This window comes from Egbenema bharatensis FJBBOT/2019 (assembly GCF_048077055.1).
In the GTDB taxonomy this organism is placed as follows: Bacteria; Cyanobacteriota; Cyanobacteriia; order Elainellales; family Elainellaceae; genus Egbenema; species Egbenema bharatensis.
The window spans coordinates 2,096,389-2,119,815 of sequence record NZ_CP182236.1; the positions used below are offsets into that span (position 1 = coordinate 2,096,389).

General features: G+C 51.9%; 22 protein-coding genes and 1 pseudogene. 15 read left to right on the top strand and 8 right to left on the bottom strand.

The annotated features are described in order from the left end of the window. Nucleotides 1-332: 332 nt before the first annotated feature. Nucleotides 333-905 carry an adenylyl-sulfate kinase gene (gene cysC, locus ACM1PF_RS09815; RefSeq protein WP_416674297.1) on the bottom strand — a complete coding sequence of 191 codons (573 nt, stop codon included), beginning with the start codon at nt 903-905 and terminating at the stop codon, nt 333-335. Nucleotides 906-1,200: 295 nt separating this feature from the next. Between cysC and ACM1PF_RS09820 the strand changes: the two genes are divergently transcribed. From ACM1PF_RS09820 to ACM1PF_RS09830, 3 genes are all read left to right on the top strand, one after another. Continuing rightward, a complete protein-coding gene (locus ACM1PF_RS09820; protein ID WP_416674298.1) occupies nt 1,201-1,872 on the top strand; it encodes a ParA family protein in 672 nt (223 codons plus the stop codon). A gap of 76 nt (nt 1,873-1,948) precedes the next feature. Next, entirely contained in the window at nt 1,949-2,761 is an 813-nt protein-coding gene (locus tag ACM1PF_RS09825; protein WP_416674299.1) for a hypothetical protein, read from the top strand. Between the two features lie 119 nt (nt 2,762-2,880). Then, nucleotides 2,881-4,179 carry a M16 family metallopeptidase gene (locus tag ACM1PF_RS09830; protein ID WP_416676608.1) on the top strand — a complete coding sequence of 433 codons (1,299 nt, stop codon included), beginning with the start codon at nt 2,881-2,883 and terminating at the stop codon, nt 4,177-4,179. Between the two features lie 154 nt (nt 4,180-4,333). Here ACM1PF_RS09830 and ACM1PF_RS09835 read toward each other — a convergent pair whose 3' ends face one another. Then, nucleotides 4,334-4,582 (bottom strand): hypothetical protein, encoded by a 249-nt coding sequence (locus tag ACM1PF_RS09835; RefSeq protein ID WP_416676955.1) that lies wholly within the window; start codon nt 4,580-4,582, stop codon nt 4,334-4,336. On the opposite strand from ACM1PF_RS09835, the gene ACM1PF_RS09840 reads away from it, so the two are divergent. Continuing rightward, entirely contained in the window at nt 4,537-5,478 is a 942-nt protein-coding gene (locus ACM1PF_RS09840) for a DMT family transporter (RefSeq protein WP_416674300.1), read from the top strand. The genes ACM1PF_RS09835 and ACM1PF_RS09840 overlap by 46 nt on opposite strands. 293 nt (nt 5,479-5,771) lie before the next feature. Then, nucleotides 5,772-6,407 (top strand): peroxiredoxin, encoded by a 636-nt coding sequence (locus ACM1PF_RS09845; RefSeq protein ID WP_416674301.1) that lies wholly within the window; start codon nt 5,772-5,774, stop codon nt 6,405-6,407. Between the two features lie 251 nt (nt 6,408-6,658). Here the strand turns inward: ACM1PF_RS09845 and ACM1PF_RS09850 are convergent, their stop codons facing one another. After that, nucleotides 6,659-7,270 (bottom strand): hypothetical protein, encoded by a 612-nt coding sequence (locus tag ACM1PF_RS09850; RefSeq protein ID WP_416674302.1) that lies wholly within the window; start codon nt 7,268-7,270, stop codon nt 6,659-6,661. 204 nt (nt 7,271-7,474) lie between these two features. Here ACM1PF_RS09850 and ACM1PF_RS09855 point away from each other — a divergent pair, with 204 nt between their 5' ends. The 3 genes from ACM1PF_RS09855 to cysE all read left to right on the top strand — a co-directional run bounded on the left by ACM1PF_RS09855 (nt 7,475) and on the right by cysE (nt 11,143). Further along, nucleotides 7,475-9,466 (top strand): S8 family serine peptidase, encoded by a 1,992-nt coding sequence (locus ACM1PF_RS09855; RefSeq protein WP_416674303.1) that lies wholly within the window; start codon nt 7,475-7,477, stop codon nt 9,464-9,466. A 155-nt stretch (nt 9,467-9,621) separates the two neighbouring features. Beyond that, the gene (locus ACM1PF_RS09860) at nt 9,622-10,089 is read left to right on the top strand and encodes a resolvase (RefSeq protein WP_416674304.1); all 468 of its coding nucleotides are present in this window, start codon (nt 9,622-9,624) and stop codon (nt 10,087-10,089) included. Between the two features lie 280 nt (nt 10,090-10,369). Then, nucleotides 10,370-11,143, top strand: a complete 774-nt coding sequence (gene cysE / locus ACM1PF_RS09865; protein ID WP_416676609.1) for a serine O-acetyltransferase — start codon at nt 10,370-10,372, stop codon at nt 11,141-11,143. 149 nt (nt 11,144-11,292) lie between these two features. On the opposite strand, the gene ACM1PF_RS09870 is transcribed toward cysE, so the two are convergent. Together ACM1PF_RS09870 and ACM1PF_RS09875 are read right to left on the bottom strand one after the other, a co-directional pair. After that, complete coding sequence (locus ACM1PF_RS09870) at nt 11,293-11,874, bottom strand: Npun_F5749 family FMN-dependent PPOX-type flavoprotein (RefSeq protein ID WP_416676610.1); 582 nt, start codon at nt 11,872-11,874, stop codon at nt 11,293-11,295. Between the two features lie 104 nt (nt 11,875-11,978). Further along, complete coding sequence (locus ACM1PF_RS09875; RefSeq protein ID WP_416674305.1) at nt 11,979-12,413, bottom strand: NUDIX domain-containing protein; 435 nt, start codon at nt 12,411-12,413, stop codon at nt 11,979-11,981. 237 nt (nt 12,414-12,650) lie between these two features. Between ACM1PF_RS09875 and ACM1PF_RS09880 the strand changes: the two genes are divergently transcribed. The 6 genes and pseudogenes from ACM1PF_RS09880 to ACM1PF_RS09905 all read left to right on the top strand — a co-directional run bounded on the left by ACM1PF_RS09880 (nt 12,651) and on the right by ACM1PF_RS09905 (nt 18,797). Beyond that, on the top strand, nt 12,651-13,073 hold the full coding sequence (locus ACM1PF_RS09880) for an acyl-CoA thioesterase (RefSeq protein ID WP_416674306.1): 423 nt from the start codon (nt 12,651-12,653) through the stop codon (nt 13,071-13,073). Continuing rightward, nucleotides 13,070-13,957, top strand: a complete 888-nt coding sequence (locus ACM1PF_RS09885; RefSeq protein WP_416674307.1) for an alpha/beta fold hydrolase — start codon at nt 13,070-13,072, stop codon at nt 13,955-13,957. The genes ACM1PF_RS09880 and ACM1PF_RS09885 overlap by 4 nt, the downstream gene beginning before the upstream one ends. A gap of 232 nt (nt 13,958-14,189) precedes the next feature. Continuing rightward, nucleotides 14,190-15,544: pseudogene (locus ACM1PF_RS09890) on the top strand (NAD(P)/FAD-dependent oxidoreductase). Nucleotides 15,545-15,712: 168 nt separating this feature from the next. Beyond that, nucleotides 15,713-16,414 carry a precorrin-2 C(20)-methyltransferase gene (locus ACM1PF_RS09895; protein ID WP_416674308.1) on the top strand — a complete coding sequence of 234 codons (702 nt, stop codon included), beginning with the start codon at nt 15,713-15,715 and terminating at the stop codon, nt 16,412-16,414. Nucleotides 16,415-16,552: 138 nt separating this feature from the next. Then, nucleotides 16,553-17,116 carry a DUF721 domain-containing protein gene (locus ACM1PF_RS09900; protein WP_416674309.1) on the top strand — a complete coding sequence of 188 codons (564 nt, stop codon included), beginning with the start codon at nt 16,553-16,555 and terminating at the stop codon, nt 17,114-17,116. 184 nt (nt 17,117-17,300) lie between these two features. Next, complete coding sequence (locus tag ACM1PF_RS09905) at nt 17,301-18,797, top strand: MBOAT family O-acyltransferase (protein WP_416674310.1); 1,497 nt, start codon at nt 17,301-17,303, stop codon at nt 18,795-18,797. Nucleotides 18,798-18,910: 113 nt separating this feature from the next. Here ACM1PF_RS09905 and ACM1PF_RS09910 read toward each other — a convergent pair whose 3' ends face one another. The 3 genes from ACM1PF_RS09910 to holA all read right to left on the bottom strand — a co-directional run bounded on the left by ACM1PF_RS09910 (nt 18,911) and on the right by holA (nt 21,518). Next, the gene (locus tag ACM1PF_RS09910) at nt 18,911-19,399 is read right to left on the bottom strand and encodes a DUF4168 domain-containing protein (protein WP_416674312.1); all 489 of its coding nucleotides are present in this window, start codon (nt 19,397-19,399) and stop codon (nt 18,911-18,913) included. 112 nt (nt 19,400-19,511) lie between these two features. Beyond that, nucleotides 19,512-20,414, bottom strand: a complete 903-nt coding sequence (locus ACM1PF_RS09915; RefSeq protein ID WP_416674313.1) for a DMT family transporter — start codon at nt 20,412-20,414, stop codon at nt 19,512-19,514. Between the two features lie 126 nt (nt 20,415-20,540). Beyond that, complete coding sequence (gene holA, locus ACM1PF_RS09920; protein ID WP_416674314.1) at nt 20,541-21,518, bottom strand: DNA polymerase III subunit delta; 978 nt, start codon at nt 21,516-21,518, stop codon at nt 20,541-20,543. Between the two features lie 478 nt (nt 21,519-21,996). On the opposite strand from holA, the gene leuC reads away from it, so the two are divergent. Further along, nucleotides 21,997-23,400, top strand: coding sequence for a 3-isopropylmalate dehydratase large subunit (gene leuC, locus ACM1PF_RS09925; protein WP_416674315.1), 1,404 nt, complete (start codon nt 21,997-21,999; stop codon nt 23,398-23,400). Nucleotides 23,401-23,427: the final 27 nt, after the last annotated feature.

A 23,427-nucleotide genomic window follows, 5' to 3' on the forward strand; every position in this document is an offset into this window, starting at 1 on the left:
AAGAAAAAATAGATCTGTTGGGTTTAAGACTGCCGATCAAGACGGGCAAAATTGCAATTGAGTTGCTGAAGGAATCCATCAAAGGCGATCGACTGGATGACTAACTTCCTATTCTTCCCCGTTTGGTCTAAATCCGTACAAGTGAGTCAATAAAAAGTTTTGATGAAGTTCCGAGAAATCTGGGAGACAGTTCACCCCATCCCTGCAATGGGAGCATCCCAATTAAGGCAAACTGCCCCCAGACTGTTCGGCTCGCAGGCAGGATACCTGCGCTACGGTTATCTGCCCTCCAAAATATTTGGCTCGCAGCCAAGATGCCTGCGCTACGGCAGTTAGCGGACACCATTTCCAGGATGAACCACTGAATTGCTGGGTAAATAACCCAAGTCCCTCAACAGGTTCAGAACCTTTGCAGTGCTTTCCTCTAGGGATTCCTGATCCGTACAGCATTCTACTTCAGGTGTGAGGGGAGGCTCGTAGGGGTCATCAATCCCCGTGAACTGCTTGATTTCCCCAGCACGGGCCTTTTTGTACAGTCCCTTGACATCCCGCTCCTCACAGACATTTAGCGGTGCGTTAACGTACACCTCCACAAAACTGCCAATTTTCTGCCGCACTTCATCTCGAACACTGCGATAGGGAGAGATGGCGGACACTAAAACAATCACGCCGTTGCGAGTCAGTAAATGAGCCACAAAGCCAATTCGCCGGATATTTTCATCTCGATCGGCCTTGCTGAATCCCAATCCCTTCGTCAGATTTTGCCGAACAATATCGCCGTCCAGCACTTCTACCTTTAACCCCTCAGCCCGTAAGGCCTGTTCGATCGCCATCCGAATCGTCGTTTTGCCTGCACCGCTCAAACCCGTGAACCAAACCGTCACACCACGCTGTGTTCTGCTCATGTTGTGCCCCTACCTTCTGGCTTTCGTTACTTAAATTTAGAAAACTAAACAGTGAGTCCTTATCATAAGCTTGAGAGTTCCTAACCGGAAACAGTGCGATCGGTTTGCAGGTACGCAGCCAGGATGCCCGTGGGGTGAAAATGCCTCAGGCTGTATTGCGGCATAAGCTCAACCGAACGTAAATGCTCGTGACAAGATTCTTGCTGAATTCCGCCAAGCTGATAATCTTATTGGATGTTCCAGAACCCAGCTTGCTTGGATTCCTAATCTCTAGCCCTCATTGAGGAGAGTTCTAGTGGCATCACCTCCCACATCCCCAAACCTTCTAGTTGTCCTCAACGGTAAGGGAGGCGTGGGAAAGACCACAACAGCCATCAACCTCGCGGCGGCGTTTGCTGAGCACGATCGGGTTTTATTGGTCGATGCGGATCCCCAGGGGTCGGCATCCTGGTGGGCAGAACGCAACGCTCAGGGGATGGAGTTTGATCTGGCTAAGGAAACGAACCCGGCTTTGCTCAAGGAGTTACAGCGAGTTCAGGGATATCAATGGGCGATCGTCGATACCCCACCCGCTTCAGAATCCCAAACCCTGGCCACCGTTGTGGCCGTTGCAGATTACCTGATCTTGCCAACCCCCCCTGCCCCAATGGATTTGTCCGTGCTGATTGAAACGGTAAAACAAAAGGTTGCGCCAGCCCAGATTGCCCATCGAGTGCTGCTGACGCGAGTTGATCCCCGCAGTGTGGGTGAAGCGTTGGATGCTCAGGCAACGCTCACTGAGTTGGGCATTCCAGCTTGCAAGACCTTCATTCGAGCCTACAAAGCCCACGAGCGGGCAGCCCTGGAGGGGGTTTCCATTTTTCAATGGCGCGGCAAAAATGGTCGGGAAGCGCGGACGGACTATCGTAAAGTGGCCGACGAAGTACGGCAAGATTGGGGAACAATGGAAAGGGAAGGGAAGGGCTGACGCAAGTTGTGTCTTCAGGATGCTGACGCAGGTGCTCCTTCAGGATAAAGTGATTCGCAGTTCAATGGAGGCTCTAATGGCTAGGAAAAAATTATCTGATTTAGTGCGGGAAGAGGCAAACAAGCCGAAAGAGACCGAATCAGAGCAGGCTACCCCAGCGCAATCTTCGCCTGACTCCGCTGCCCAATCACCCTCTGATGCATCTTCTAAACCATCGAATGATCCATCAAGCGATGCATCGAAAGCCACTGCGTCTAAGGCTACTCCATCGAAGGCCAGCGCGCCCAAATCCGCTTCTCAAACCCAACCGAAGGCAAATGCACCCTCTGCATCAGAAACGGTGGACGTGGAAGCAAAACCAGTTGAGGCTGAAGATTCCCAACTTTTGGCAGCCCAGAGCAAAGTTCAGGATCTGGAAACCACGATCGCCACTCTCCAGTCTGATCTACAAGCTGCCCAGGACACTGCTCGGAAAACGGAGTCTAAGCTCAAGCAAACCATTCAGGATTTACAAGCTGAATTGGATCAGAAGCAAGAGACGATCGATCAGCTCCAGACGGATAGCAAACAGGTAAGTCAGCTCAGAGCCGAACTGGCAGATGCTAAAAAAATGATCCTGCAACTGTCCCAGGTGAATGCCCAACCTGCTCCTCCCCGGCCCACCCCTGCCTTGAATCGCGCGGCTGAACCTGAACTAGAGTCTGCCAGTGCTGCCATCAAGCCTGCCTCGCCTCCAGAAAGAAGATTCCCACCGAAACAGAATCAGGTTGCCCTGCGGCAAATTCTGGATCACCCGACCCGACCCGGTCAATTGCCTCCCATGTCCTCAGACAAGATATCGCAGAAAGTGGAGGATACGGACAAAATCGATATTGGTTGGATGGATTAGGTTGGATGGATTAAGTTGAATGAATTAAAGAGATTCTTTTGCGAAATGCTACGCGATCGGGGGTAGCGACGATTAAGATAGATGAAGAAATTAGCGGACAGTCGAAAAAATTCTGCTTCATGCCCTCAACCTACATTACGCAACCGAGCACCCTCAACGCACCCACCCTCCACAGGCTTTCTAACGGACTCACCATCATTGCAGAGCAGTTACCCGTCGAGGCAGTCAACCTGAGCCTCTGGCTGGGAATTGGTTCTGCGATCGAGTCTGATGAAATTAACGGCATGGCTCACTTTTTAGAGCACATGATTTTCAAAGGAACCCATCGTCTGGAAAGTGGTGAGTTTGAACGCCGAATTGAAGAAAGGGGAGCCATTACCAACGCTGCCACGAGCCAGGATTATACAAACTACTACATCACAACGGCTCCTCAAGACTTTGCTGAATTGGCTCCGCTCCAAATGGAAGTGGTGTTGAATGCAGCAATCCCAGATGATGCCTTTGAGCGGGAACGGCTGGTTGTACTGGAAGAAATTCGTCGATCTGAAGACAACCCCCGACGACGTACCTACTATCGATCGATGGAGGTGGCCTTCGAGCGTCTACCCTATCGACGACGAGTATTAGGCCCAGCCTCGGTGATTGAAAACCTGAGTGCCCAGCAAATGCGGGACTTCCACGCCACCTGGTATCGTCCTCAGTCGATTACCGCAGCAGTCGTCGGTAATCTACCCGTCGAAGAACTGATTGAAGTGGTATCCAATGGTGTGGCTCTGGCCCAGCCCCATGAGTTGAAAGTCACAGACACCTACAAACCCCTTTTGCCAGACTCCACCCCAGAACCTTACTTTACGGATATTCAACGCCACGAGTACAGCGACGATACCCTTCAGCAAGCCCGATTGGTGATGATCTGGCGGGTTCCTGGCATGGCTGACCTATCCCAAACTTACGCTCTGGATGTGCTGGCTTCCATTTTGGGACGAGGCCGCACGGCTCGGTTAGTTCGTGATTTGCGTGAGGAACGGGGCTTGGTTTCTGGCATCTCCGTCAGCAACATGACCTATGCCCAGCAGGGCTTGTTCTATCTCTCAGCCCAACTTCCGGCTGAAAATTTAGAGGTGGTGGAGGCAGCCATCCTTCAACACATTCAGGCATTACACACTGAACCGATCGCAGAATCAGAAATCGATCGAGTCCGCACCCTGGTCGCCAATCGGTACATTTTCGGCAATGAAACGCCCAGCGATCGCGCCAATCTTTACGGATACTATCAGGCGGTTTTGGGGGATCTTGCCCCTGCCTTTAACTACCCGGCTCAAATTCAGACCCTGAACACAGCGGATCTCCAGCGGGCAGCCCAACAGTATCTTTCTCCTGAAGCCTATCGTGCGGTGGTGCTGAGTCCGGGGCGGTAGAAAGAGAAGTGAGGAGTGAGGAGCGAGGAGTGAGGAGTGAAGAGGGGGAAGTGAAGAGGGAGAAGTGAAGAGGGAGAAGTGAAGAGGAAGGCAGGTTTGCATCGCGTGCTTTATAATCTGGAACTCTTGTGGGGTAGGCATCTTGCCCGCCCAGTCAGCGAAGCAGAACAGTGAACAGGTGATTTAATCCACGATCCTGAACCCGTAGGAGGGAGGATTGCTCAACCAGTAAACTGTCTTCTGTCTTCCCCCGTTCTGGTGAACTACTTGCAGGAAGTTTTGAATTCGCGCTTCCCACTACAGTGAACGGATCGATCGCTTCGTCATAGCGCACTTCATTCGCAGCCAGGGGTTTCAATGGGATTGCATCAAAGTTCAGGGCAGTGGCGTTTGGGATTGTCATTAGCCCTTTCAACTGCTGTCCTCTGGGGAGTTTTGCCGATCGCCCTTAAAGTTGCACTACAAGCTGCCGACGTTTATACAGTGACCTGGTTTCGCTTTCTCATGTCTTTTGGGTTGCTGACGCTCTGGTTGGGACGGCAAAAGCAATTACCGAGTCTGGGCAAGTTACAAACGTCACGGTTGAGCCTGTTGTTTATTGCTACGGGTTCCCTGGCGGCCAATTACTTGCTTTACCTCAAAGGGTTATATGCTACGTCTCCCAGTAACGCGCAGGTGATCATTCAGCTTGCCCCAGTGTTGTTGGGGCTGGGAGGGCTGTTCATTTTCAAAGAACGATATGCGCTGCGGCAGTGGGCAGGTTTGGGCATCCTGGTATTTGGAATGACTCTGTTCTTTCGAGATCAACTGCAACTATTGGCGGTAGCCTCGGGGCAATATTTGCTTGGAAGTTTTTGGATTGTGCTGGCAGCGGCAATTTGGGCGGTTTATGCCCTGGCGCAGAAGCAACTGCTGGATCAACTGTCCTCTCCAGTCATCATGTGGCTGATTTATGGAGGCAGTGCGCTATTGTTTACCCCTATGGCTTCACCGCAGGCGTTGCTCACCTTAACGCCGCTTCAGTGGGGAATGCTGCTGTTTAGCGGATTTAATACGTTGCTTGCCTATGGTGCATTTGCTGAGTCTCTGGATCATTGGGAAGCATCGCGGGTGAGTGCAGTTCTGGCATTGACTCCCGTGATCACCCTAACATCAGTATTCGCGGTTTCTGCCCTGTTGCCCAATTTGCTTGAGCCAGACCCGATGACGGCTCTGGGAGTAATGGGGGCGATCGCAGTGGTGGTTGGCTCGGTCTGTATTGCGCTGGGACGGCGATCGGTGGTTAGCAATCAGGGATAAGGGATCTGCAATAAAACGGCATCCCAATCTTTGAAGAAACCTGCTGTAAGGGCGCACTGCTGTGCGCCCCCTACCGGGTACGTTATTTTGCCGCATACCCCCAAGCGCAGAAAACCACAAAACTCAGGGATTTCTCACATAGTCTTTCTATAGCTCTCAGGTTTGAGCTCTAATCTGTAGAATAGAAATCGTAAAAAGATCTAAACTCCTACAGGATTACCGGAGTTTTATGAGATTATATTTCAGGTATGGCCTGAAATTTGTTCTTGAATTAACAGACAGGAAGCTCAGATATGGTACTGCAACTTGGTGACACCGTTCCTAACTTTACTCAGCAATCGAGTGAAGGCGAGATTAATTTTTATGACTGGGCGGGGGATAGTTGGGTCGTTTTCTTTTCCCACCCAGCAGATTACACCCCCGTTTGCACAACCGAGCTGGGCGAAGTGGCTAAATTGAAGCCTGAATTTGAAAAGCGCAATGCTAAGGTGATTGCGCTCAGCGTGGACGATGCAGATTCCCACAAGGGTTGGATTGGCGACATTAACGAAACCCAGGGCACTAACGTTAACTATCCCATCCTGGCCGACTCTGATAAGTCAGTGTCTGACTTGTACGGCATGATTCACCCCAATGCCAATGCTAAGGTAACGGTTCGGACTGTGTTCGTGATCGATCCCAACCGGAAACTGCGTTTAACCATCACCTATCCCCCCAGCACGGGCCGCAACTTTGAGGAAATTCTGCGGGTGATCGATTCACTGCAATTGACCGACAACTACAGCGTTGCTACTCCGGTGAACTGGAAAGATGGTGAAGATGTGGTCGTCGCTCCCACCATTCCCACGGAGGAAGCCAAACAGAAATTCCCCAAAGGCGTGACTGAAGTGAAGCCTTACCTGCGGATGACTCCTCAGCCGAACAAATAGGGCTGAGTGATTGTCTGGGGCGCAGGCAGCGTTCGACTGAGCTCAAGCCGAAGTCTTGCCTGCCGGTGTAGGGGCGCACAGCAGTGTACCCCTACTAAATACTTCGATCGGGCATGGGAGATGTACCATGCCTTTTTTATTCGACTCACTTCACAGTTTTTTGCCTGGGCGGATAAGATGCCTACCCCACAAGAATTTCAGTTTGTTTAATTCCCATTTCTGGGCAGATAAAATACCCACTTCACAGGCATTCAGGTTTCACTCCCGACTCCCGACTCCCGACTTTTCAACTGCCTCTCCACAATCATCTGCGGCTCTACATTTTCGATCGCAGCAATGGCCTCTAACTGGGGGATATTGGATAATGCCTCGGCAATATCACCCGATCGCGCTTGAACCCAGGCAGTATGAGGAGCATAGGTTGAGCTGGATTCGATCGCGTATCCGGCTGCTTGCAGGGCTGGGGCATGATCAGTGGCGATCGTGTCTTGAGTGAATCGCACAAATAGCCTTCCAGTAGGAACTGCAAGCACCTGACCGGGTGCCAGGGTATAAACCGGACTGATCGCGGTATCAGGAGAGTGATGGCAAAGAACCGTTTCTCTAGGAAAAATGGCGATCGTTCCATCTTCCAGGATGTGATCGGCTTCGCGGGGCGCAGAATCAGGTTGGCTATAGTGTAGGGCGTAGGCGTTCGATCGCTCGTAGAACACATCAGGTCGTTCTGTGCTGAAGCGAACCCGGTGGGGATAGTTGGGGGTTAGTTCGGTGGGGGACATGGGGATGTACCCGGTGAGGAGTAATAGTCCAATGAGCAAAAGTCCAATGAGCAAAAGTCCCACCCATGCAAGACTTAGCTTCACAATCAACACTTGCGTTTATACCTTTATGATAAACACCCTGCATTGGGTTAGACCGAAATTCCTGAACTTTGTCAGGGCATTGAATTTCAGAAAGGGTTATGAAATACTCACTCTGGCGCAAGGAAATATTACAGATGTTTTGAGCTTCTTCGCAGACCTATTGGAGATATCACAGTAAGCAAACCCTATCAGGAGAGACAACCGATGGTCAGTGTGCGCTACGGTGGCAAGAATGGACGACTCTATGAATTTCACCTCAGTAATGAACTGGTGGTGGTGCGAACCCACAGCCGCAAACCTTTGGTCAATCGGGAACGACCGTTTGAAGTCGCTCCGGTGTCCGCTGAGGCCCATGCCGTTTTGGATGATTTCCGAGTCGAGCACCAATTTCGGGAAGCGGGAGTGCAGGTGATTCGAGCGATCGTCCCCCAGAGTGATCCATTTTTGCGGGATGAGGCTCGGATGCAGCTTAGTGCTGAACCTGAAATTCGGTTTGCCGGACGGGCTTTGATCAATCCTCAGGCTGGAACCCCTGTGGTGTATACCGAAAACTTTTTTGTTAAGTTCACCGATCGCACGCCCTCTGAGGTGCAGCAATCCCTTCTACAACAGTATGGCTTGAGCCTGAAGCGGTCGATCGCCTATGCCGCCAACGCCTATTTTGTGGCAGCCCCAGAGGGAACGGGCTTACAAATTTTTGAGATTGCCGCAAACTTACTTCAGGAAGAGGCCGTTGAACTGTGTCACCCCGAATTAGTGCAGGAGAGCCGTTCCCGTCGGGCTTTTCCGCAGCAGTGGCACCTCGCCCCAACTACGATTAACAATACCTTCATTGATGCCCACGCCAATGTGGAAGCCAGTTGGAACCTGAGCCGGGGAGCCGGGACAACGATCGCGGTGATTGACACAGGGACTGACGTGGATCACGAAGAGTTTCGATCGTCCAATAAAGTCGTTGCTCCCCGTGATGCGACCCGTGGAACCAATGATCCCCGTCCTAGAGGTGCAGAAAATCATGGAACAGCCTGTGCGGGAGTTGCTTGCGCCAACGGAAATTTTGGGGCTTCGGGAGTCGCACCAGCAGCGCGATTAATGCCAATTCGATTAGTATCGGGACTGGGTTCCCAGGCGGAGGCCGATGCCTTTTACTGGGCCACGATCAACGGAGCCGATGTGATTTCCTGTAGCTGGGGGCCACCGGATGGAGCCTGGTGGAATCCCAATGATCCGTTGCATGATCAAGTCTTTCCTTTGCCGGATAGTACTCGTTTGGCGATCGACTATGCCGTGGAGCAGGGGCGGAGTGGTCGCGGCTGTGTGATCTGCTGGGCCGCAGGTAATGGTAATGAAAGTGTCGATAATGATGGTTATGCCAGCTATGAGCGGGTACTGGCGATCGCAGCGTCCAATGATCAGAGCCGACGCAGTGTCTACAGTGACTTTGGTAATGCTATCTGGTGTGCATTCCCCAGTAATGATGCGGTGCGTTCCCTGACACCGGGAATCTGGACGACCGATCGCATGGGAGTTGCGGGATACAATCCAGGCAATCTTTCAGAAGGCGATGCAGCAGGTAACTATACAAACTCCTTTGGTGGCACCTCCAGCTCCTGTCCAGGCGTGGCAGGGGTAGCAGCTCTGATCCTGGCGCGCAACCTGGAACTCCGCTGGGATGAAGTGCGGGAAATCCTGCGTCAAAGCTGTGATCCGATCGACCTAGAGGGAGGACAATACGATGCTGAGGGTCGGAGTCCGTTCTATGGGTATGGTCGGGTGAATGCCTTAAGAGCGGTTGAGTTAGCCATTCCGCCTGCGCCCTCCCCCATCAGGACTTACCGGGCTGTCCAGGATGTGCCCATCCGCGATTTAGCTACCGCCAGTTTGTCGATGATGGTTCCCGTGACCAATGCCTTGAAGTCGATCAAGGTGGAAGTCGATATTGAACACACCTATGTGGGCGATCTGATTGTCATGCTGAAACCACCGATGGAAACTGGGGTGGTGTTGGTGACGCTCCACAATCGGGGGGGCGGTAACTTGAGTCGCGTGAGAAATCTTTTTGATGAGGTGAATACACCCAGTTTAAGGACGCTGCACGACAAAAGCCCGAAGGGTCAATGGGTTTTGGAGGTGGTGGATAAGGCAGGAGAGGATGTGGGGATGATTCGCGGCTTTTCGCTGGAGATGCGATTTTAAGGGTTTGTTCAATAGGGGGATAAGACTTCAGTGGGCGCACGGTTGGGGGTGGGTGCGCGGCGGTGCGCCCGTACGGGGTGGGCGGAATAGGGGAGATTGTATAGGATTGATATAGATGAGTCTAGTAGTGATACTTAGATTAGGGCAAAGTCATAATGCTTGAGGTTACGACGAACGCAAATGGGTTAATGCCGATCGAAGCGGTGCAGAAGGTATTGAACCGATCGCGGGCATCGGTCTATCGGTACGCCAACACTGATCCGAAGGTGCTGAACCTGAGGCACGATCCCCAGAAGCTAAACCCTGAATATCGCAAGCACAAAGATGAGCCGCTGTTATTCCATCCTAACGAAGTGGCGCGGTTTGCCAAGGATGTGCTGGGGGTTCAGCCGGTCACGATTGAGGTGAAACAGCCGACCGAAACGCTGACCCACGAACTGCTCCGTGCGATTTTGACAGAACTTCAGGGAATTCATCAATTGTTGGAGTCTAATGTGTTGGAGTCTAATGTGTTGGAGTCTAATGTGTTGGAGTCTAATGCACCAGAATCTAACTCGCTGCACTCCAGTTCTCTAGGAGTGGAATTAGAGGTGGGCGATCGAGATGAGGCTGTTCGAGAATAATGCTGTTCCTGAAAGATGCTGATTCCGAAAAATGCTGATTCCGAAAAATGCTGACTGAGCAAGTAACGACTCTCTCATCAGGCTGAATTTGTCAGACTGGATTTGTCAGACTGGATTTGTCAGGCTGGATTTGTTAGATTTAATGCCCCTCTCATTTAGCAACCCCCACTGAACGTTAAGATAGGTTGGTAACTGGCTAACTGAGCCAGGTAGTTTTACCTGGGGCAAGCCGTTTCGCATCCGCATTCAGATGTTTTGCTAGGCGTGGTAATGGACTGTGCTGACAACACTCTTTAAATCCCTACGGGCTGACTTCCAAATCATTTTCGATCGTGACCCAGCTGCCCGAAACTGGCTTGAGGTATTGTTCTGTTATCCAGGACTCCAGGCTCTGATGCTGCACCGGGTCGCTCATGCACTGTACTGGATGAAACTTCCATTCATCCCCCGGCTGATTTCCCACATCGCCCGATTTTTAACTGGCATTGAAATTCATCCTGGCGCACGGATTGGGCAGGGGGTGTTTATCGATCACGGCATGGGCGTTGTGATCGGCGAAACGGCGATCGTTGGAGATTATGCCCTCATCTATCAGGGAGTCACCCTGGGGGGAACCGGGAAGGAAAGCGGCAAACGTCACCCTACCCTGGGCAGCAATGTGGTAGTGGGAGCGGGTGCCAAAGTGCTGGGCAATCTGCAAATTGGGGACAATGTTCGGATTGGGGCTGGCTCGGTGGTACTCCGGGATGTGCCGTCTGATTGTACGGTGGTGGGCGTTCCGGGACGGGTAGTCTATCGCTCTGGCGTGCGGGTTGATCCGCTGGATCATGGTCATTTGCCAGATTCCGAAGCTCAGGTGATTCGGGCATTGCTCGATCGCATTGAGTCCCTGGAAGAACAGGTTCAGAAGTTGCAAAAGACCACTCCGGTGGCGATCGGTTTGGTAGAGCAATCTGTGCCTACTCATTTACCTGAGTTAAAAGTCGCCTCGACCTCCATTTGCCGGATCGAAAATAAGGTGATTGAGCAGTTTTTGGATGGAGCCGGGATTTAGTGGGATTTAGATGGATGCAGCAGGATGTGTACCCATGCTTTAGAAGCCTGAGGGTTGTGGATTAAGTAACCTGTTCAACATTCTGCTGCTTTGACTGGGCGGGCAAGATGCCCACCCCACAAGAATTTCAGGTTGTTAAATTTGCATTCCTAAGGGTTGATCGATGCAATCCTCCACTCGTCGCCTGATTCCTGTTGGTAAAGGGTGCGATTTTGGGGCTGGCCGCGCAATTCCAGGTGATCAACTTCGATCGGCTCCAGGAGCAGCAGGCAGAAGTTAGGGAGCGGATGGATAGAATCAGGCGGAGCAACTTGGAACGCAGCATCATCAGCTCTGGGTTGTTTGGGATCGGGCCAGGCAAACTGCAATCGAGCGGAATCGGATAAGTCCTGCCATTGAGTTGTTCTAACCTGGCACAACGCTGGATCTGAGTGATCCTGCTCCACCAGAATCAGTCGCCCCAGTAACCGAAATTGCTCACGGGTTTTAGGAAAGTACCAACATACTTCGCCCCAATTTTGTAGAGGAATTTGATCAGCTTTTTCACTCCGGCGATCGGTGACAAATTTGAGGGAGTTAGTCGAATCTAAAAAACCTCGAAAGACGATCGTGCGGTTGGCAGGCTGACCGTTAGGGCGAACCGTGGCAAGCTGAAGGTAGCGGGCATGGGATAACGATCGGTTGTGGTGAAGGGCACGGGACAACGGCGATCGCCAGGGAGCAAGAGGCATGAAGCAGCAAAAAGCGAAAGACTGCGTAGTTTGACCTCCTGAATCATACCAGCAGGAATGAGCGATCGGATACCGGGAGGACGGACGATACTCCAGGAATCGATTCACGTCAGGAGTCGGGGGCGAATTCCGTAGTGGCGGTAATACCAGTAGTCCTGCAAGATGCGATCGTGGTCAAAACAAAGGTTTTTGGGAATTTGCCACAGTTCAAAAAGGCCGAGGGATTTGGCATCATCTCCGGCTTGAGGTTCTCCCTCAGCAGTGGCAAGAAAAACAATGGCGATCGTATGCTGACGGGCGTCGCGGTTGGGGTCTGAATAAACCTGGAATTGCTCTACTAGATTCACTGCCAACCCAATTTCTTCTCTCGCTTCCCGTCGGGCTGCTGTTTCCAGCGATTCCCCATAGTCTACATACCCTCCCGGCAGGGCCCAGCCGTGGGGCGGATTCAAACGTTCGATTAAAACGATCGGTCGATTCGGACGGTGGATTAATTCGATAATGACATCGACAGTCGGTACAGGATTTTTATAGCTCACAGAATTATGCTGGGTAGAAGAACGTTGACTGGAACGCTAACGGAAACCGAAAAATTCAGACAGGACAGCCCATTCGGATGATATCAGTTCCTTCTTTTGAGAGATGAGCGGTAATAACCTGAAATGCCAGGATAAGGCTGACAGAGCCTCTAGAGCGGTCGTCCTTCCTAAAACCCGCTTCTCTGGTATTTACTTATTTATTCCTCAAACTTTTTACTCAGCCAGGATATTTCTTTTATGACTCAGCCATTTACAACTCACGTTAAAGTACGGCATAACGAAATAGACGCTCTAGGGGTGGTGAATAATGCTATTTATCAACAGTATTTAGAGCAGGCTGCCGTTGCCCATTCTGAGCATTTGGGGTTTGACCTGGATCGCTATCGAGATTTGGGTGGGGTATTTGTCATGCGGCGAATTGAATTGGAATATCTGCATCCCGCCATAGCTGATGATATTCTTGCTATCACTACCTGGATTCTAGAAATTCGTGGAGCCTGTGCCATCCGTCGCTACGAGGTTCGCAGGCAGGGTGAGCCTGATTTATTGCTGACAGCAGAAGCATTGTGGGTTTGGGTGGACATTCATACGATGCGTCCTAGAGCCATTCCTGACAAGGTATTAGAGTCTTTCGGTCAATTAGCACTTTGCACCCGATGAATACTTCTTCCCAAACTAATGCATCCTGGCAGCACGATTCCATCATCAGTAATGGGGTACGGCTGCACTACGTGACTCAAGGCTCAGGAGACTTGTTGCTGATGCTGCATGGGTTTCCTGAATTTTGGTATTCCTGGCGGCATCAAATTCCTGAATTTGCTCAGGATTATCAGGTGGTCGCACTGGACATGCGGGGCTACAACGACAGCGATAAGCCTAAAGATCTAGCTGCCTACCGGATGGATGAATTAGTCAGGGATATTTCCGGGGTAATTCGAGGATTAGGATACGATCGCTGTATTCTCATGGGACATGATTGGGGTGGAGCCGTCGCCTGGAACATGGCCTATACTCACCCAGAACAGGTCGATCGTCTGATTGTCCTGAACTTACCTCATCCAGCTAAATTTACTGAGGGAATGACAAATCCTCAGCAGTTGCTCCGCAGTTCCTATACATTTTTCTTCCAGCTTCCCTGGTTGCCAGAAGCGGTATTGCAACTGGGGGACTATCAATTAATTGAAGAAGCATTTACTCGCATGGCGGTTAACAAGTCTGTTTTTACGACGGAAGACATTAAGCAGTATAAAAATGCCGTAGCGAAACCCGGTGCCTTAACGGCAATGCTGAATTACTATCGCAACATTTTGCAAGGCGGACTACTCCAAAAATCCTGGGGCAAGCTGTATGTTCCGACCTTAATGATTTGGGGTGAAGAAGATACGGCTCTGGGCATTGAATTAACCTACGGGACAGAGGCTTATGTGGAGGATTTCACCATTCGCTACATTCCCCACTGTAGTCACTGGGTACAGCAGGAAAAACCAGAGTTGGTGAATCAGTATGTCCGAGAGTTTTTGACCGCGAAACAAGGAGCAGTGTGAGGCAAGACCGGAAATTCTGCACCTCGACAGAGGCAGTTTGATCAACCTCAGGCTATCGTTGCTTCATAAATCCAGAGTAAATTCAAAAGATTGTTTAAAAGTTTTGAATCCTCGTAGCCCTAGTTACCTAGAAGCTTCGTCCCACGGGATATAACAGTGTAAAGAGATATTACGCGATCGGGTGTAGATTGGGCTAAAACGGTTCAAATGCACGCTATGCAAGGAGTTGAACATGGCTGACGGTGCTAAACAGCAGGCTTCGCATCAGGTTGTAATCGTGGGTGGGGGCTTCGGTGGGCTATATGCAGCTAAGGAATTGGGACGATCGCCCGTCCAGGTGACGTTGATCGACAAACGCAACTTTCACTTGTTCCAACCGCTCCTTTACCAGGTGGCGACTGGAACTCTGTCTCCAGCGGACATTTCATCTCCATTACGCGGCATTCTGAGTCAGAACAAGAATACCCACGTTCTGCTAGATGAAGTCGTTGATATTGACCCAACCCAACAAAAAGTGAAGCTGCATGGGAGTGAGCTAGACTACGACACGCTGATTGTCGCCACCGGGGTCAGTCATCACTACTTTGGCAATGAGCATTGGCAACCCACGGCTCCTGGATTAAAGACCGTGGAAGATGCGCTGGAAATGCGGCGACGGATTTTCATGGCGTTTGAAGCAGCGGAGAAAGAAACTGATCCCGTGAAACGGAAAGCCTGGATGACGTTTGTGATCGTGGGGGGTGCCCAACGGGGGTGGAATTAGCTGGGGCGATCGCTGAATTAGCTTACAAAACCCTGAAGCAAGATTTTCGGACAATCAACACAACTGAAGCCCAGATTTTGCTGCTCGAAGGCATGGATCGAATTCTGCCTCCCTATCCTCCTGACCTATCTGAAAAAGCAGCCGAGTCCCTGAACCACCTGGGAGTGACAATTCGCACAAAAACCTTGGTGACAAACATCGAAAACAACGTGGTCGTGGCCAAGCAGGGAGATGCGATCGAAGAAATTCCCGCTAAAACCATTCTCTGGGCAGCCGGGGTGAAGGCTTCAGTCATGGGGAAGGTGCTGGAACAACGAACGGGGGCAAGCCTCGATCGGGTTGGGCGGGTTATGGTGGAACCGGATCTCAGCATTCCAGGACATCCCAATATTTTTGTTGTGGGCGATCTGGCTCACTACGCCCATCAGGATGATAAACCACTACCGGGCGTTGCACCCGTGGCAGTACAGGAGGGGCAGTACGTCGCCCGGCTGATTCAAGAACGCTTGAATGGCAAGAGCTTATCCCCCTTCCGCTATGCCGATGCTGGCAGCTTGGCGGTAATTGGGCAAAACAAGGCTGTTGCGAACTTAGGAAAATTTAAGTTTTCTGGCCCGCTCGCCTGGTTCATCTGGATCTTTGCCCATATTTATTATCTGATTGAGTTTGATAATAAGCTGGTCGTCATGGTGCAATGGGGCTGGAACTACTTCACCCGCCACCGGGGGGCCCGGCTGATTACGGGAGAAAGTTCCCTGGGGCAGGTGGATAATCAGGAGTACAGCGTACCAGAGGGAAAGTCACCCGTTGAGGTCGCCCGCTGAAGTCGCTTGCTGAAGTTCAAGAAGTCTAATGTTCAAACTTTCCCCCAATTCTTGTGGGGCGGGCATCTTGCCTGCCCTGTCCTATTACTGTGATCATCCTGCCTGTTCGGTCGTGCTACTGTAAGCATTCAGGCATTCAGTCAAAATGCGATCGCAGTGGAACAGAGCATGGGCATCCTTTACGGGATTAGTGTCGGCACGGGAGATCCAGAATTAATGACCCTGAAGGGATTGCGGTTGCTGAAACAGTCTCCCGTTGTTGCCTTCCCAGCAGGCGTTCGGGGAAATCCTGGTCTGGCGGAGCAAATCGTTTCTGCCTGGCTGCAACCCCATCAGACTCATCTACCCCTCCATTTTCCCTACGTTCAGGATGAGTCCGTCTTAACCCAGGCATGGCAGGCAGCAGCCGATCGAGTTTGGACTTACCTGCAACAGGGGGATGTGGCTTTTGCCTGTGAGGGAGACATTAGCTTTTACAGCACCTTTACCTACCTGGCCCAGACCCTTCAGGCAACTCATCCCGAAGTTATGATTCAAACGGTTCCCGGCATCTGCTCACCGATGGCGGCTGCCTCTGCGCTGGGCATTCCCCTCACGGTACGCAGACAACGCCTGGTGGTATTGCCTGCGCTTTATACGGTTTCTGACCTGGAAGCGGCCCTCAGTCAGGCGGACGTTCTAGTCCTGATGAAGGTTAGCTCAGTGTACGAAAAAGTTTGGGCGATCTTACAACAGCATCAACTCCTCCAGCATAGTCATGTGGTGGTGCGAGCCACCCAACCCAACCAGCAGATTTACAGCGATCTCCGCGATCGACCTCACCTCGATTTGCCGTATTTCTCGCTCCTGGTGGTGCAAGTTCATCCCTGACTTTCGGTGAGTCTGCATTTGTGAATAGGCTGAATAGGATTTGGGGTCAGATGATAGAAATAAGGTAGTCTGATTCAATTCATCGTCTTAGTCCTGCGGGCTTTGCCCCCACTCAACCCTCAGCATTCAGCACTCCCCATGCCCTTCACCTCCCTCACCCAAGTCCTCGGCGGTTTAGAAAATCAAGACAAGTGGGAAAAACGACGGCAGTTTCGGCAACTGAGCCACTGTTGGACAGAAGTGGTGGGAGTTGCTGTGGCTGCTCAGACTCGTCCCCTCTACGTTCAACGGCAGGTGCTCTATGTGGCCACATCTAGCTCGGTTTGGGCGCAAAATTTAGCCTTTGAACGTCAACGAATCTTAGAAAAACTGAACGCCAAACTGTCCTACACCCTCACTGACATCCGCTTTTCCACTGCCCAATGGCAATTACCCAAGAAACGTAGTGCGATCGCCTCAGAATCAGATATCCTGTGGCAGGATCATCCCAGTCATGTCACGATTCGTGCTCACTCCCAATCTGCCCATGCCCCAAAATCCCTATCCACCGATCCCCAAACTGCCTTCCAGACCTGGGCCAGCACCCTCCGCGATCGGACTCGTTCCCTACCCACCTGCCCGGTTTGCCAGTGTCCCACTCCTCCGGGAGAACTTCAACGCTGGTCGATTTGTGCCCTTTGTGCGGCTAAGCGAATGAAGTGAGGAGTGGGGAGTGGGGAGTGAGGAGTGGGGAGTGGGGAATGAAGCAGCAAAATCATTTTCCTCCTGCTCCCTTCTCTATCCTTCCATCTCTACCTTTCCCATCCCTCTAGTTTTCCATCGCTTATTCCCTCACCCACTCATCTACCCACCCACTCACCCACTCATCTACCCACCCCCTCTGCCTATGACCTTCATCTCCATCCTCTACGGACTCTTCCTCCTCAGCGTACTGGGCATCTATTGGTCGGTAAACAGTCGATCGCTGCGGTTGTGGATTTTGTTGGTGGCGAGTTTGGTGTTCTATAGCTCGTTGCAAATTCAGTATGTGCCGCTCCTGCTGATGATTAGCCTAGTGACGTTCTACATTGGGCGGGCGATCGGGGCACCGATGGACTGGCGAGTGGAAAATGAGCGGTGGCAGTTTGCCCAGCAAGATTGGGATCGGCGGCGGTTGAAGGTGCTGTGGCTGGGAATTATCCTTAATCTGCTGCTGCTGTTGGGATTTAAGTATGTGCCGTTTGTGCTGGATTCGATCGGCGGTTGGTTTGATTTGCCGGTTGCGTTTGATCAGGCAAGCTGGGTGCGAACCAACCTGATTGCGCCGTTGGGAATCAGCTTCTTCAGCTTTGAGTGCATTGCCTACCTGGTGGATGTCTATCGTGGAGCCCCAGCCACCCATGATTGGTTAAAGTTCTTTTCCTACAAGCTGTTCTTTGCCAAACTGATTTCTGGCCCGATTACCCGATTTCATCCGTTTGCCGCGCAAATTCAAACCCTTAAACTTCCAGCATCTACCCAGGTGACGGAGGGGCTGTGGCTGATTGCCTGTGGTGCGGTGAAAAAGCTGCTGATTGCAGACCATTTAGCCACGGTGGTGAATCTGATTTTTGGCAATGCGGAACGGGCAGGCAGTGCAGACCTGTGGCTCGCCACCTTTGCCTATGGCTTCCAGCTTTACCTGGACTTTAGCGGCTATGTGGATGTGGCACGAGGCAGCGCGATCTTGCTGGGCTTTGATCTCCCTCAAAACTTTAATTTCCCCTACCTCTGTACCAGCATTGCCGACTTTTGGCGACGGTGGCACATGACGTTAGGGGAATGGCTGCGAAATTACCTCTACTTTCCTCTGGGCGGATCGCGTCAGGGTTTGAAGCGAACCTGCCTGAATTTGATCATCGTGATGCTGCTGGCGGGCATCTGGCATGGTGCAGCCTGGGGGTTTGTCTTGTGGGGAGTGCTCCACGGGATTGCCTTAGCGGTTCATCGCCTGATGGATGTTTTGTCCAAACGATCGTCCCATCTCCAATCCTGGTGGCGGAGTATTCCCGGTACGCTACTTGCCTGGGGGATGACCCAACTGATGGTCTTTACCTCCTGGATCTTCTTCCGCTTACCCAATCTCCGCGAGTCGGGTCTGGTTGTTCAACGATTATTTGGCCATCCCGCTGATATTCAGTTTGCTCAACGGGTATACGTTGAAGCGTTACAGATCGATCGTCTCCACATTGCCCTGATCCTGGGTTTACTGACGGCAGCAATGGCATTGATCTACTTTGTCCAGAAAGGGTTGAAGCTTCAGCTCAACTGGTCAGTCAAAATTCTGCTGGTGCCGCTCTGCCTGTTTGCCGCATGGTTGTTAGCTCCCAATGAAGCCCCCCCTTACATCTACTTTGATTTCTAAATCTCTCAAAAATCAAGTTTTGAGTGGGCTGCAAACTCAAAACTCTTGACCCAGACGGATACTCCCGAAGCCCTCAGTCCCACTGAAGCCGAAGAACTACTGAAGCTGAAGAACTACTGAAGCTGAAGAATTGCTTGCTGAATCCGGTTGGATAGATCGGGATCTTCTTGATGGGCGATCGTGATGGCATTAAACCGCCGGATGGTCAGGTTATTGCGTTGGGCAATGTTCCTAGCCTGATCACAGTAATTGATGGCAATTTGGCGAATATCGCTGGGTAGATCATTCAGCCGCCGGGGTTGATCGCACTTAATTTCGGGAATATTAGATGACCCTGTAATTTGTCGAATGCGCTCGAAGGCGGAGCGTCGAATTGGCTCCATCTCCAACACCGATCGGGCATAGTTGGTGACTTCTTCATCTGTAACCGCTTGAGCGTACGCCGCCCGACTAAAGCTTAGTTGGGGAACACCCATTTCAGCCGAAACATTAACAGTAGGAACCAGACTCATCAAAAGCCCGGCAGTCGCAAGACCACCGACGAGGAGCGATCGGGTCAAAATGGCGGGAGGATTGGATCGAAACCGTTTAGCGTTGTTCATAACAGGGTTAAAGGTCAAAACCTGAAATACCGATGTTCTCATCTCATTTGAATTATTTTAAGGGCGAGAAGTTCCTGTTTTGTCCGTCCAAATCCTGAACTTTATCTCCCTTTCAAAAAAATCGCTCCCTCTCGCTACCCTGGCTTTCGTTTTCTCCAGTTTTTGCCGGCAGATCGGCTGCTTGGTTTCGCCGCTCTTGACTCAATGCCACGACCCCCGCAATCACCATACCCATGCCCAGGAGTTGACGACCCGTCAGCCCTTCCCCCAGAATGCCCCAACCCAGAGCGGTTGTCAGGGTAGGATTGCTGATGCCGACAATCCCGACGATCGCTGCACTCGTCTGGCGAATGCCCAGGTTGTAAAACAGTTGCCCCGTTAAGGTTAGCAGTCCGGCCAGCAGGCTCAGAACCCACAGGGTGGCCCATACCCCTGGGGGAACCTCTAAATGGATGAACAATAGGCTGAGGCTGGACAGAAACAGCATGACCACAAAGGTTGCCAGCGTGAAGGGAGCCGGATGAATTTCAGGAAAGCTGGTTTGAGCGAACATACTCTGCAAGGAGTAGCCGATTCCCGCGCCAAAGGCGGCCAGTACGCCCAGCAGAATCCCCTCGCCCATTAATCCAGTCAAGCCAGGCGTGATCAAAAAACTGCCAGTGAGAACGGTAATGACGACAAGGGAACGAACCAAAGATGGACGATCGCCAAACCACTTCCAGGACAGCAAAACGGTGATGGCAGGATGGGTGAAAAACAGAACAGTGGCGACTCCGGCGGGAATCTGGGCCAGGGCAATAAACAGTAACGCCATGGCAATGAACAGGAATCCACTGCTGGCCAAAACCCGTTTCAGCAGCGATCGGTTTGCGGGGCGAACTAACTGTTGGAGATCAGCCCAGGTGCCCGGATGAACTCGCGGCGAGATCAGCATCATCAGGGGCAACATCAAGGTCGATCGCATTTGCAACATTAGCAGGGAATGGCCGGGAGTCGGGCCAGAAACCCACCCCATTCCGTGACCCCGAAAATGGGACTTTCCGAAAAAATTGCCCTGAGTAAAACATTCTGCGCCGCCAGACACAGCGAACCGACAAGGACAAAGATGAACCCCAGCATTTTTATTCGATCAAAGAGCAACTTAGTATAACTGGCACAGTTCGATCACCTTCGTCTGTAGTAAAGCGATCGGTTCTGCGCCCTGCTTCAAGCCAAATTCCAGTTCTAGCAACAAAGGCATGGTGCGTTCCAGGCTGGCCAGGGGAAGTCTTGCCACCTCCTGCTTCAGAAAGTAAATGCGCTTAGGGTTACTCACCTCTGCGGCCCGGGCAATCTCTCGATCGTCCCGTTCGCCACTTTCCACCATCAGCTTGACCCAGAGCCACGTCCGAAACTGCCCGACCAACGTTGCGACAATCCGCAGAGCGGGTTCATTCCGGTTGAGCAAATCCGCCACCAGGGTCAGAGCCTGGCCGGTATTCCCCTGACGAATGGTTGCTGCCAGTTGCAGGCTGGTTTGGGTGGAGGCACTCACCAGGGTACTAACGATCGCTGCATCGATCGGCTGCTGGGCAGATCCGGCATACAGAGCCAGTTTTTCCAGTTCGGTGTAAAGTTGCCGCGACTGATTGCCAACGGATTCGGCTAAAAGCTGAACGGCATCCTGGGTCAGCTTGACTCCCACTTCCTGCGCAGTGCGCCGAACTTGTTGGGCAATTAAATCCGTTTTCCAGGGCGGCAGGGGAGAAAACTCACGGATTTCGGTTTGGGGTTGCAGGAGTTTCGTGGATTTCAGGCGACCATCAGGTTTATTGGCACTGGTCAGCAACAGGGTTGTGGTTTCCGGTAAGAGGGGCAGGGATCGCTCCAATTCCCGCAAAACTTCATCGGGGCAGCGCTGGGCCAGGGTGGTTTCCGCCAGCCAAACTAACCGACCGCCCATGCCAAAGGGGGGAGTCATGGCTAAATTTAGTCCCTGCACTACGGCATCTCCTTGTTCAGGGGGGAGTTTGTCGTAGTTAAAGCTGGCCCAGTCCGGATCAAGGGTGCGATCGCGCAGGGTCTTCACCGCTCGACTTAAGGCAAAGTCATCTTCTCCCCAAAACCAATAGATCGGCATTTCCCCTCGTCTTGAAATCAACCCATGCTGAAAGATTCTGACAAAAATTCCTACGGATACAGTTTAGACCAGTCTTTTGTTCCTTAGCGCAGGCATCTTACCTGCCAGTGAGAGATTCATCATGCAAATGCAAAATTGGAATACATCCAGCATCGTCCCCACCGATTCAGAGGAGGGAATCGTTTCTACAAACTAATTAAGATCTTATATGTATTAATTATTCAGGAAATATATATTGGACATACTAATCGATCGCCATTACGGTGATAAGTAGGTTCATTATTAGCAAAGTTTGCTGTAATGAAAGTCTGCTGTCACTCAAAGCTTGTTGGTTGCCTGGGCGGGCAAGATGCCCACCCTACAAGCGTTCAGGTTTGATATTTATTTCCGAATCAACTGAGCGATCGCAGACCCTCATTGAAAACACAACCGACCAGAACATTACCGATCAGAACACTACCGATCAAGAGAAACCGCTATGAGCAAAGGCACACTATTTGACAAAGTTTGGGATGCCCATACCGTTGGAACCCTCCCCTCTGGACAAGTTCAACTGTTTATTGGGCTCCATTTAATTCACGAAGTCACCAGCCCTCAAGCCTTTGCCATGCTGCGGGAACGGGGCTTGCAGGTGATGTATCCCGATCGCACGGTGGCAACGGTGGATCACATTGTGCCAACGGAAAATCAGGCGCGTCCCTTCGTCGATTCCCTGGCGGAAGAAATGATGCAGGAATTGGAGAAAAACTGCCAGGAAAACGGCATTCGCTTCTACAACATTGGCTCCGGCAGTCAGGGGATTGTCCATGTGATTGCTCCTGAACAGGGATTGACCCAACCGGGGATGACCATTGCCTGCGGAGATAGCCACACGTCCACCCATGGCGCATTTGGTGCGATCGCCTTTGGGATTGGTACGAGCCAGGTGCGGGATGTGCTGGCTTCTCAAACCCTCGCCCTCTCGAAGCTGAAAGTCCGCAAGATTGAGGTGAACGGCACTTTACCCACGGGAGTCTACGCCAAAGATGTGATTCTGCACATCATTCGACAACTGGGAGTGACGGGCGGTGTGGGCTACGCCTACGAATATGCCGGAACCACCTTTGAGCAAATGAGCATGGAAGAACGCATGACCGTTTGCAATATGTCGATTGAAGGGGGAGCACGCTGCGGCTATATCAATCCTGATCAGGTGACGTTTGACTATCTCAAGGGCAGAGATTTTGCTCCTAAAGGAGCCGATTGGGATCAAGCTGTGGCATGGTGGACAAGCCTGCGCAGTGATGCCGATGCGGAATACGACGATGTAGTAGTGTTCGATGCCGCAGAAATTCCACCGACTGTCACCTGGGGCATTACGCCTGGACAGGGGATTGCGATCAATCAACCCGTCCCCACCCCCGACGAGCTTCCCGAACAGGAACGGACGATCGCCGCAGAAGCCTATCAGTATATGGACTTACAGCCCGGACAGCCGATCGCCGGCACCAAAATTGATGTTTGCTTTATCGGGAGCTGCACCAATGGGCGGATCAGTGACCTGCGGGAAGCAGCCAAAATTGCCAAGGGTCGCCACGTCGCTGAAGGCATCAAAGCCTTTGTGGTTCCAGGATCAGAGCGGGTCAAGCAGGAAGCGGAAGCCGAAGGACTGGACAAAATCTTTGAAGCGGCTGGCTTTGAATGGCGTGAACCGGGCTGCTCCATGTGTCTGGCGATGAACCCCGACAAGCTCCAGGGTCGTCAGATCAGTGCCTCTTCCTCCAACCGCAACTTCAAAGGTCGGCAGGGTTCCTCCTCTGGACGCACCCTACTCATGAGTCCAGCAATGGTCGTCGCCGCCGCGATCACAGGGCAGGTTTCCGATGTGCGAGCGTTGTTGTAGGGAGCGAACACTGTTCGCGGAGCGTGG